The sequence below is a fragment of the SAR202 cluster bacterium genome (genome assembly GCA_016872285.1).
Lineage (GTDB): Bacteria > Chloroflexota > Dehalococcoidia > Lucifugimonadales.
Genome location: VGZZ01000069.1, coordinates 1 through 9,806, shown reverse-complemented (window position 1 = coordinate 9,806; position 9,806 = coordinate 1). Strand labels below are relative to the sequence as shown.

General features: G+C 62.1%; 7 protein-coding genes. 1 reads left to right on the top strand and 6 read right to left on the bottom strand.

The features are described 5' to 3' along the window. Nucleotides 1-352: 352 nt before the first annotated feature. The 4 genes from FJ320_12435 to FJ320_12420 form a co-directional block, all read right to left on the bottom strand. Nucleotides 353-556, bottom strand: coding sequence for a hypothetical protein (locus FJ320_12435; GenBank protein MBM3926757.1), 204 nt, complete (start codon nucleotides 554-556; stop codon nucleotides 353-355). Nucleotides 557-559: 3 nt separating this feature from the next. Then, nucleotides 560-1,858 carry an MFS transporter gene (locus FJ320_12430; protein ID MBM3926756.1) on the bottom strand — a complete coding sequence of 433 codons (1,299 nt, stop codon included), beginning with the start codon at nucleotides 1,856-1,858 and terminating at the stop codon, nucleotides 560-562. Nucleotides 1,859-2,158: 300 nt separating this feature from the next. Beyond that, entirely contained in the window at nucleotides 2,159-2,911 is a 753-nt protein-coding gene (locus tag FJ320_12425; GenBank protein MBM3926755.1) for an anti-sigma factor, read from the bottom strand. A gap of 48 nt (nucleotides 2,912-2,959) precedes the next feature. Further along, the gene (locus tag FJ320_12420) at nucleotides 2,960-3,532 is read right to left on the bottom strand and encodes a sigma-70 family RNA polymerase sigma factor (GenBank protein MBM3926754.1); all 573 of its coding nucleotides are present in this window, start codon (nucleotides 3,530-3,532) and stop codon (nucleotides 2,960-2,962) included. A 465-nt stretch (nucleotides 3,533-3,997) separates the two neighbouring features. Between FJ320_12420 and FJ320_12415 the strand changes: the two genes are divergently transcribed. Continuing rightward, nucleotides 3,998-5,656, top strand: coding sequence for a copper amine oxidase N-terminal domain-containing protein (locus FJ320_12415; GenBank protein ID MBM3926753.1), 1,659 nt, complete (start codon nucleotides 3,998-4,000; stop codon nucleotides 5,654-5,656). A 429-nt stretch (nucleotides 5,657-6,085) separates the two neighbouring features. Here the strand turns inward: FJ320_12415 and FJ320_12410 are convergent, their stop codons facing one another. Continuing rightward, nucleotides 6,086-8,056, bottom strand: a complete 1,971-nt coding sequence (locus FJ320_12410; GenBank protein ID MBM3926752.1) for a hypothetical protein — start codon at nucleotides 8,054-8,056, stop codon at nucleotides 6,086-6,088. A gap of 234 nt (nucleotides 8,057-8,290) precedes the next feature. After that, nucleotides 8,291-9,739 (bottom strand): M20/M25/M40 family metallo-hydrolase, encoded by a 1,449-nt coding sequence (locus FJ320_12405; GenBank protein MBM3926751.1) that lies wholly within the window; start codon nucleotides 9,737-9,739, stop codon nucleotides 8,291-8,293. Nucleotides 9,740-9,806: the final 67 nt, after the last annotated feature.

Here is a 9,806-nt window from a genome sequence, read left to right as displayed (position 1 = left end):
TGGTGGTGAGGGCGTTGACCAGGAAGGCGATGACGACGATCCACCAGCCGTGGAAGACGCGGCTGAGTTTTTGGCGCAGGAGTATGGTAGTGTCCTTGGGCGAAAAGCTGAGGGAGGATGGTAAAGGGAAGGAGAGGGGGAGTCAATTGGGGAAGGGTTATCTTTTAACGGAATGCTTTACAAGAATGCATTCCTGGTAATTCGCGGGATACCATCTCTCCCTTTTTCCCCCTCTTCCTGCAGGAAGAGGGGGAAAAAATATTGCACCAATACGCCCTCTAACTCCCCCTTTTCCTCACGAGGAAAAGAGGGAGGACCAGACAGGGCAGGATCGAGGGAAGGGATTTTCGGGTCAGGGTTTGGGGGCGGAGCGGCGGTGCTGGAGGGCGTAGATAGCGAGGATGGTGAGGGGGATGGCGATGAGGAACAGGAGTATTAGGATGATGATGGCGAGGGGGTCCAGGCCGACGACCTGGTCGAAGCGGTGCTGGAGCCATTGGAGGAGGTCCGGGTCGCCTGGGTCGCCGTGGTGGGGGGAGACGGAGGCAAGGGGCACAGGCTAGACGCCGGGGGCGATGGGCTGGGGTTGGGCGCGTCGAGAGCGGCTGGAGTATTTGCGCTCCTGGATGGAGAAGCTGAGGATGCTGGCGCCGATGAGGAAGAGGCCGGCGATGGCGAAGGGGAGATCGTAGGAGCCGGTGATGTCTCGCAGTGTGCCGCCCATCTGGATGCTGATGGCGCTGCCGATCTGGTGGGCGGAGAAGATGAGGCCGGTTAGGATGCCGAGGTTTCGCAGGCCATAAAAGTCGGCGGTGAGGGAGGTGGTGAGGGGGACGGTGGCGATCCAGGAGAAGCCGGCGATGAGGGCGAAGCCCCAGAGGCCCCAGGGGTCAGGGATAAGGAGGAGGGAGGCGTAGCCGACGCCTCGCATGGCGTAAACGAGTCCCAGGAGGTTCTTTCGGCCAAACCTATCGCCAAGAGCGCCGGCGGCCATGACGCCGAGGAAGTTGAGGCCGCTCATAACGCCGAAGGCGGTGGCGGCGAGGGAAGGGGAGAAGCCGCGCTCCTGGGCGTAGGGGACGAAGTGGGCCGAGATGATAGCGGTGGTGAAGCCGCAGACGAAGTAGGCGCCGCCGAGCTGCCACACGGGTGGGTGGTGGAAGGCGTCGCGCCAACGGTCGGACTCGAGGGATGCGGGAGTTGTCTGAGAGCGAGGCTGCCCGTTGGAGGGGGTCGAGGCGTCGCCGTCGGGTTGGAGACCATATTCCTGGGGGTTATCGCGCATAAAGATGTAGGCTAGGGGGAGGGCGAGGCAGAGGATGAGGAGGCCGAGGACGGCCCAGGTAAACCGCCAGTCGGTGAGGGTGATGAGGTAGGCGGTGAGGGGGACGAGGAGGAGGCCTCCCATGGGCGCGCCGGCGGCGCTGATGGCGACGGCGGTGGAGCGCTTGCGTTTGAACCACCGGGCGAGGATGGTGGCGGTGGTGTTCATGGAGCCGGCGCTCATCGCGATAGACATGGCGACGCCGAAGACTAGGATGAGGAAGACGAGGTGGGTGGTGAAGGCGAGGAGGACGTTGCCGAGGCCGAGGATTAGCAGGCCCCAGAGCATGAGCTTTCGGCCACCGACTTTGTCGTAGAGGCGGCCGACGAAGGGCTGGCTGAGGCCGTTAAGGAGGAAGCCGACGGAGGCGGCGAGGGAGATGGAGCCCCGGTTCCAGCCGAAGTCGTCGCTCATGGGGATGACGAAGACGCCGAAGCCGTTTCGGGCGCCAACGGTGACGAGGGAGATGAAGAAGGAGGCGGCGACGATGAACCAGCCGTAGTAGATGGCCTGGGCGGGGGCCTTATTAATCACGAGCCGCCCTCGTCTTTAATCGGGATACCTTCATCCCCTGGCCCCTTCTTCTTGCTGGAAGAAGGGGAAGAATAAATAAGGATCACCTCATCACCCTCCTTCGGCATACTCAGGACGGCGTCTAACTCCCTCTTCTCCTATTGCAAAGGAGAAGAGGGAGAACCTGATGGGACCCGAACCCAGCTACTGAAAGGCACCTGGTTGGCACTCCCAATAGTGGAACATACCGACATAATCATTCAGAAGGAAACATTAGCCCTTTGTCAGGCTTCTGTAAAGAAGAAGAGATGGACGGGAAAACTAGAAGGAGCCGAGGAGGACGATGGGGCCGGTGGGGGCGAGGCTGCCTCTTTTGGGTTCGATGCTGACGCCAATGGCTTTGGCGCCGGTGAAGCTGGTGCGGAGGGCGACAAGCTGGGTATCGCTTTTCGAGAGGGCGAAGAGGCCGATACCCTGAGGCGTGTCGCCGGTGATGCGCCAGACCTGATATCGCTGGTCGGAGGAGAGTGCGGGGAGGTTTTTGACCAGAAGGAAGGCTTCGTCACCGCCGGGGGTGGTTACGAGGGTGGCGGTGGCGTTGGGGGCGGCGTCGGTGCCGTTAAGGGGGGTGACGGCAGCGCCGGAGGCGATGGCGGCGAGGAAGGCCTGCTGGTCGGCGAGCTGGTCTGAGTCGTTGTTGGACTGTATTTGGAGGACGACGTTCCAACCGATGAGGGCGGCGATGAGGAGGAGGGCGAGGGCGCCCAGGGCGGGCCGGAGGGTGGGGCCGAAGAGGCCGCCAAGCCATTTTGGGAGGAGGCCGTGGGGTCGCGGGGAAGCGGGGGAGGATGCTGGGAGGTGTTCCAGGTCCTGGCGGGCTTGGGAGAGGACGCGGTTTTTGAAGCCTGGCGAGGCTGGGGCTTCGTCCAGGGAGTGGGGGAGGGCGGCGGAGGCGGCGACATACTGGTCAGCGAGGTCTCGGCAGACACGGCAATGGGGCAGGTGGGCGGCATAGGCGTCGTGTTCTTCTTTGGGGAGAGACTCCAGGGAAAAGAGCGCGGCCAGCTCCTCCAGATCGTCGTTGGCGGAGTTGTGGGCAGCCTGATATCGAAGGGGAGGGAGTTAATGGGAGGCCCCTTCCGGCGGGTCGCCCAGGAGGGCGCGCAGCTTGTTCATGCCCAATCGAATCCTACCTTTCACTGTGCCCAGGGGGGGGGCGCCGATTTTTTCCGCGATCTCCTGATACGTATAGCCGCCGAAGAAGGCCATGAGAATGGCGTCCTTCTGCTCGGCGGGCAGGGTGTCCACGGCGGCTTTGATGCGGGCTTTGTCGAGGCGGCGGCTTACCTGCTGCCACACGTCGGAGGAGGAGTGGAGGTGGGCCACGTCTTCCAGGTCGACCTTTTCGCGTTTGAAGGCGGCGCCGCGGGTCATATCGATGGCCCTGTGCCTGACGACGCTGAGGAGCCAGGTCCTTAAGGCACCGCGCTCCGGCTGGAAGGAGCCGGGGCTGCGCCAGAGGCCGAGGAAGGCTTCCTGGGTCGCGTCCTCGGACAGGCTGGAGTCGCCAAGGACTTTGTAGGCGACGGCGAGGCAGAGGCGGTGGTGTCTATCGAACAGCTCCTCGAAGGCTTGTATCTCCCTTCGCTGGATGGCCTGAATTAACGCTTCGTCAGTAAGGGACTTAACGTCCATTTAGCCATTCCGCAATAAGGATGCGTTCTGAGGCGTGAAAAAGATCATTCATGGGGGTCAATATTAATGGGAACTAGGAGAGATGTGAGGCGTGGCAGTGGGAATCATATCCAGACTGCCGTCACAACAGATTCCCTTCGACCAGGCTCAGGACAGGCTTCGACTACGTTGAAGTACCAACTCCCCCATTCGGCTACGCTCAGGGCTAAAGGCTCACCAGAATGACAAGACTGCTTCTTTTTCATCAGCCTCAGTCCTAGTTAGCACCAGGTGTTCAATTATGAGTAGGGACTAAGAAGGGACAGCAAAGGGGCGAGTGATCCAAGGGGTGGGGGTTTTCGCAAGCATAGTCAAGGGAACTTGGAGTCGATTGTATCACAAGGTATTTGGAGGTGATTGAGAATAATTGGTTAGAGCACTGTGAAAAGTCGGAAAAACCCCGGGAAAAACAAAATTCGATAGGAGATGGATTTAATGAGGAACAGAAGGGTTAAGAAGGGCTTTCCGCTGATAAGAGGCTGGTTAAGCTGGCAGCACCTTTTGGCTTTAGGAGCGCTGCTGGGGGTACTGTTAATCGCGGCTTGCGGAGACGACGCGGCGCCCGCGGCGACTTCGACGGCGACGGCGCCCGCTCCCACAGCTACGTCGACACCGAGGCCTGTTACGCCTACACCTACCCACACGCATACGCCGGCTATGCCCGCCGCGACATCGGACACGCCGGCGGCGGCGCTTCGTGTCGCGTTGACTAATCTGCTGCAGGAGCATGTGTACCTGGCAGGGATGGCGACGGGCGCGGCGATAGGGGGTCGGACCGGAGAGTTTACAGCGGCCGCGGAGGCGCTGGACCAGAACTCGATCGCATTATCGAAGGCTATCGGGTCGGTGTACGGGAAGCCGGCGGAGGACGCTTTCCTGCCGCTGTGGAGGAAACATATAGGATTCTTCGTCGATTACACGCAGGGCGCGGCGGCTAAAGACCAGACGAAGAAGGATAAGGCCGTGGCTGATTTGACGGCCTATGCCAAGGATTTCGACGCCTTTTTGACCGGAGCTAACCCTAACCTGCCCAAGGGCGCGGTGGCCCAGCTCCTGGGCCCTCACGTCACGACGCTGACGAAGGCTATCGACGCGCAGGCGGCGGGTGACGCGAAGGCTTTCGATCTGCTTCGCATGGCGTCGGAGCACATGCCGCATATCGCGGACCCCCTGGCGGCGGCGATTGTTAGGCAGTTCCCGGACAAGTTTGCGGGGGCTTCGGACTCCAAGGCGGCGGGTTTGAGAGCAGCCTTGAACGCGACGCTGCAAGAGCACGTTTACCTGGCAGGGATGGCGACGGGGGCGGCTACGGGCGGTCGAACTGCCGAGTTCCAGGCCGCGGCGGGCGCGCTGGACATGAACTCGGTGGCGCTGTCCAAAGCCATTGGTTCCGTGTATGGGACTGCGGCGGAGTCGGCGTTCCTGCCCTTGTGGAGGAAGCACATCGGGTTTTTTGTCGACTACACCCAGGGGGCCGCTGGTAAAGACCAGACTAAGAAGGACAAGGCGGTGGCGGACCTGACGGCTTACGCCAAGGACTTTGATGCCTTCCTGAGCGGCGCGAACCCGAACTTGCCCGTGGGAGCGGTGGCGCAGCTCCTGGTGCCTCACGTAACGACGCTGACGAAGGCTATCGATGCGCAGGCAGCTGGGGACACCAAGAGCTTCGGGTATCTGAGGGAGGCCGCCGCGCACATGCCGCACATCGCGGACCCGCTGGCATCGGCTATCGTGAAGCAGTTCCCGGAGAAGTTTGCCGACAGCGGCTCGATGACGCCAGGAAGCACGCCGGGGATGACACCGACGGCGATGGCGCCCAGCGCGGGGTCGGTGAATATACAGCAGTTCAGGTTCGACCCATCGCCGGTGGAGGTGAAGGTGGGGACGAAGGTGACGTGGACGAATAAGGATAGCGTTGAGCATACGGTGACGCATGGAATGCCCGGGGCCAAGGGCGGGGCGTTTGCCTCGGGACTGATGAACGCGAGCGGAACGTTTTCGTACACGCCGACGCAGGCGGGGACGATGAGTTACTTCTGCGAGCGGCATGATTCGATGAGGGGGGAGATAAGGGTTACAAATTAGAGCCTGAGGTTCTGGGATAAAGGAGGGGCCGTGGTTGACCATGGCCCCTCCTTGTTGCTTGGGAGGGATGGGTGTGGAAAGTCTATGATGCAGGCGTTGAATTTGGGCATAGATCCTTCGCTTCGCTCAGGATGACGGACCTTTGTTTTGTTGCTGGCCTTAGTTTGATTGGCCGACGCTGTAGGCAGGCGAGGGACCCTCATCACCCTTTATCTCGCCACGGCGAGCTTGCAGCCCTCTTCTCCCGACTACGGGAGAAGAGGGAAATAAAAAGATATACCACAACCCCCTCTAACTCCCCCTTCGCCTTCCAGGCCGAAGGGGGAGAACCAAACCCTGTCCCAGCCCATCCGTGAGGGAGAGAAGGGATGAATTAACCACCCTGGGTGGGAGATGGCTTCCGCCGGAATGACGATGGGTGGGCGGCTGCTAGGCTTTGCTGAGTTTGATATAGCCTCGCTTTTCCAGGCCCTGGATGAGTTTGAGGACGTGGCGGGGTTCCAGGTCGAAGTCAAACTCGGCGGCGATGGACTCGGCGATGTCGTTGACGGTGCGCTGGCCGTCGGAGAAGTTCCAGATTTCATCGGCGATGATGCGGAGGGAGTCGTAGTGCATCTTGGGGTCGCGGGCGTGCATTTCTTCCGACATCTTGTAGAGGTCCCAGTATTCGGTGCCGGCGAGGCCGGGGGGGTTGCGCTCAGAGGTGCGTTTGGGTACGACGTTGCCGGCGGCGAATTTCTGGGCGCGGCCAGCTTTCAGCAGGCCGGAGGCGTCGGCGGCGGCGGCGGCGATTTGCTTCTGGGCGGCGGTCTTGACCTTTTGCAACTCGGGGTGGGCCTTACGCTCGGAGGCGTCGGCGAGGACGAGGGCGGAGGCGACGGCCTCCTGGTCGCGCTGGGCAAGGATTTCGATGCGGCGCTTGACACGTGGCTCGTCTGGGGTGCCTTTGGCTTGACGGGCCATGTTGGCGATGCGGAACTGGCTGCGGGCCGAGACCTCACGCATGATGCCGGCGGCCTCCCCGGGGCCGGCGTTGGCCAGCTCGATGGCGGCGAGGGTGGTGACGATGCCGCATCGCCGGAAGACCTGGGGGTCCAGGTTGTCGGGGGTAAGGAGACTGGTGTGGAAGTAGAGGTCGGGCCAAGACATGAAGAGGGCGGCGGGGACACCGAAGGCGGGGTAGTAGTGGTTGTCGCTCCAGGGGGTGTAGGGGTGTTCCAGAAGGTTGACGAAGGGGATTGTGTTGGCGGTGTGGAAGACCCATCGAGTCTCCTTGGGGGTGTCCTCGATGACGCCGTTGAAGAAGTCGTTGACGAAAGTGGGGACGGAGTCGGGGGCGCGATAGTAGAGGAGGGCGGACTTGAGCTTGCGCTGGTCGTGGCCGACGCTGTCGAGGCCGACGATGGCGATAGTCTTGTCCAGCTCCTTGCGGTGGTTCTGGATGTAGTTCTTGCTGCCGTGGCCTTCCACGTTGGCCAGGAAACGAATTGTCCGCTTGGGCCGGGCGATCTTGCGCTTGGTGATGAGGGAGGAGATGGTGCGGGCCATTTCGGCCAGCATGGCGGGGCCGGAGGCGCAGTTGGCGCCGGGCCGGGTGCCGGCGGTGGAGTGGCAGAAGTACATAACGTACTCGTCGGACTTGTCGGTGCCCTTGATATCGGCGAAGAGATTCTGGGCTTCGCCCTTGAAGGAGCGGCACTGGATATCGACGAAGACCTCGGTCTTGCCCTTCTTGATGAGGGAGGCCAGGTGTTCGGCGGCGTTGTAGTCGACGACTATCGCCCAGGCGCGGTTGTACTGCTGGCTGGGCATGCGTAGAAGTTGGACGGCGTTGGGGAGGGACTCGCGGGTGCGGAAGGGGGCCGTCTGGTAGAGGAGGCAGTCGGTGATCATGCCGGCGACACCGGCTTCGGTGGCGAGGGTGCAGGCGTGGGCGAAGGCGTTGGGGCGGGTGGTGCTGCGGATGAGGACGACTTTGCCCTTTACGTTCTGCTTTTTATAGTCCTCGGGGCGCTCACCGGTACCGACGTCGATGACTTCCAGGGTGACGCCGCCCTTGGGGGTGGGAGGTGTCCACCAGGGGAGGCAAGAGTAGGCGTTTTCGTAGGAGACCAGGAGCTTGCCCTGGGCGGAGCCGACGCGAAGCTCGGCGCTGTAAGGCTCCCAGGCCACGGGCATAAGCTGGCCGAGGAACTTGGTCTCGCCGTCCAGTGGGTAACGCTCCACCCAGACCTTGTCGGCCTTGGTCTGGCGCAGGAGCCCGGCGGTGTAGTCGGTGGCGCGGTGGTAGCCCTCGCCGCCGGGAGCGCGGTAGAACTGGGTGATGTCGCAGGCGGAATCGTAGGCGCGCTGCTCGGAAAATTCGCCTTCGATAAGCTTGATAAGTTCCTGTCGGTTCATAGTTAGACCGCCTTTGCACAAAAAGTGGTTTCTATCATTAATCGGGATACCATCCCCTAGCCCCTTTCCCGACTGCATCGGGACTGAGTACAGCCTGCTGGAAGGGGAAGAGAAAATAAGTTACCACAACCCCCTCTAACTCCCCCTTCGCCTTCCAGGCCGAAGGGGGAGAACCAGACCCCAGCACCACTCTCCAGAATAGGTAGAAGACGAGATTCTTTGTGCAAGTCTAGTTTAGGCCTCCTCGGCGTAGGACTTGAGCATGTGGATATGGGACAGCTCGCATTCGACGAGGCCGCCCACCTTGTCATTGCCGTCGATGACCAGGAACTCGTTGGGGCCGCCGGTGCCTCCGCCCCCGCCGACGCCGACGCTGCGTACCATGGGGACGCCGAGGTCGGTGGCGAAGATAGACCAGGGGCCGCCGCCGCCGCTGCATGGGGCGGTGACCAGGGGGACGCCCATGGTCTGGAAGGCGCGCTTGATGGAGCGGACCAGGTCACTGTTGGGGTCGACGTTGGAGGGGTCGAAGGCGCCCATGACCTTGAATTCGACGTCAGAGTAGCCTTTGGCGTCCAGGTGGTCGCGGATGAGCTTAATCACGTTCTGGACTTTGTAGCCTCGGGGGACGCGAATATCGAAGCGGGCGGAGGCCTGGTGGGGAAGGCTGAAGGGGAGGGTGCCCGGGCCGGTGAAGCCGCCCTTGATGCCGTTGATGTTGAGGCTGGGGCCGAAGTAGTAGTTGAGGATGGTCTGCTCTTCCGGCAGGTCACCGGCGGGGACTTTGGCCGCGGCGACGCCGGCGAGGACTTTTTTCCAGTCGCCGCCGCCGATGGACTGGATATATTCCTGGACAGCCTTCTTTTCGGCGGCGGTGGGAGGCTTGAGGGCGTCGTAGAAGCCTTTGACGACGATGCGATTGCCGTCAGGCTCGGTGAGGGTGGAGAGGGCGTGGACGAGGCGCCAGACGGGGGAGTCGATGACGGACTTGGTCATGCCGTGGAGGGGACCGCCCTGGGGGCCTCGTCCCCACTTGGCGCCGCTGGCGATGAGGTCGGCGTAGATCATGCCCTTGGAGCCCATGCTCATGCCGACGCGGCCCGAGGCGTCCTGGGAGGCGCCGGGGCTGAAGCTGGCGGTGACTTTGCCCATGCGCGGTTTGTACTTGTTGTACATGTCGCGGTAGTAGGGGCTGCCGAGGATCTCGTCGCCCTCCAGGAGGGTCATGACGTTGACGGGGAGGGTGCCATCGACGGCCAGCATAGATTCGATGGCGTTGAGCCAGGCGACGTAGGGGCCTTTGTAGGAATAGCTGCCGCGACCGACGAGGACTTTGGAGAAGCCGCCCATAGAGGCGACGGCGCCGCTGTAGGGGGGTATGTCCCATTTTTCGTGGGGCAGGACGGGGCGGGTATCGAAGTTGCCATAGACGACGATGGTCTTGGGCTTCTTGGCGTCGTAGTAGGACCAGAGGCCGGGGAGGCCGGGGGTCTGGATGATTTCGGCCTCCTGGAAGCCGACCTCTTTGTGCATCTCGTGGAGGATTTGGGCGCACTCGCGGACGCCGAGGTCTTCGGTGGAGACGCTGGGCTGCTGGACGGCCTTCTGGATACGCTTGATGTGGCGGTCTTTGTTTTGTTCCAGATAGGCCTTGTGTTTTGTTAAGCCTGTGCCGATAGCCATAAGCCCTCCCAAAGGGGGAATTGAGACGAGGGGAATCAGATGGGGGAAGTATAGTGGGGGAGTGGGG

Bases quoted from the DNA above. Each gene is read 5' to 3' on its own strand.
- FJ320_12420 (MBM3926754.1), bottom strand. From the start codon at position 3,532: ATGGACGTTAAGTCCCTTACTGACGAAGCGTTAATTCAGGCCATCCAG.
- FJ320_12415 (MBM3926753.1), top strand. From the start codon at position 3,998: ATGGATTTAATGAGGAACAGAAGGGTTAAGAAGGGCTTTCCGCTGATA.
- FJ320_12410 (MBM3926752.1), bottom strand. From the start codon at position 8,056: ATGAACCGACAGGAACTTATCAAGCTTATCGAAGGCGAATTTTCCGAG.
- FJ320_12405 (MBM3926751.1), bottom strand. From the start codon at position 9,739: ATGGCTATCGGCACAGGCTTAACAAAACACAAGGCCTATCTGGAACAA.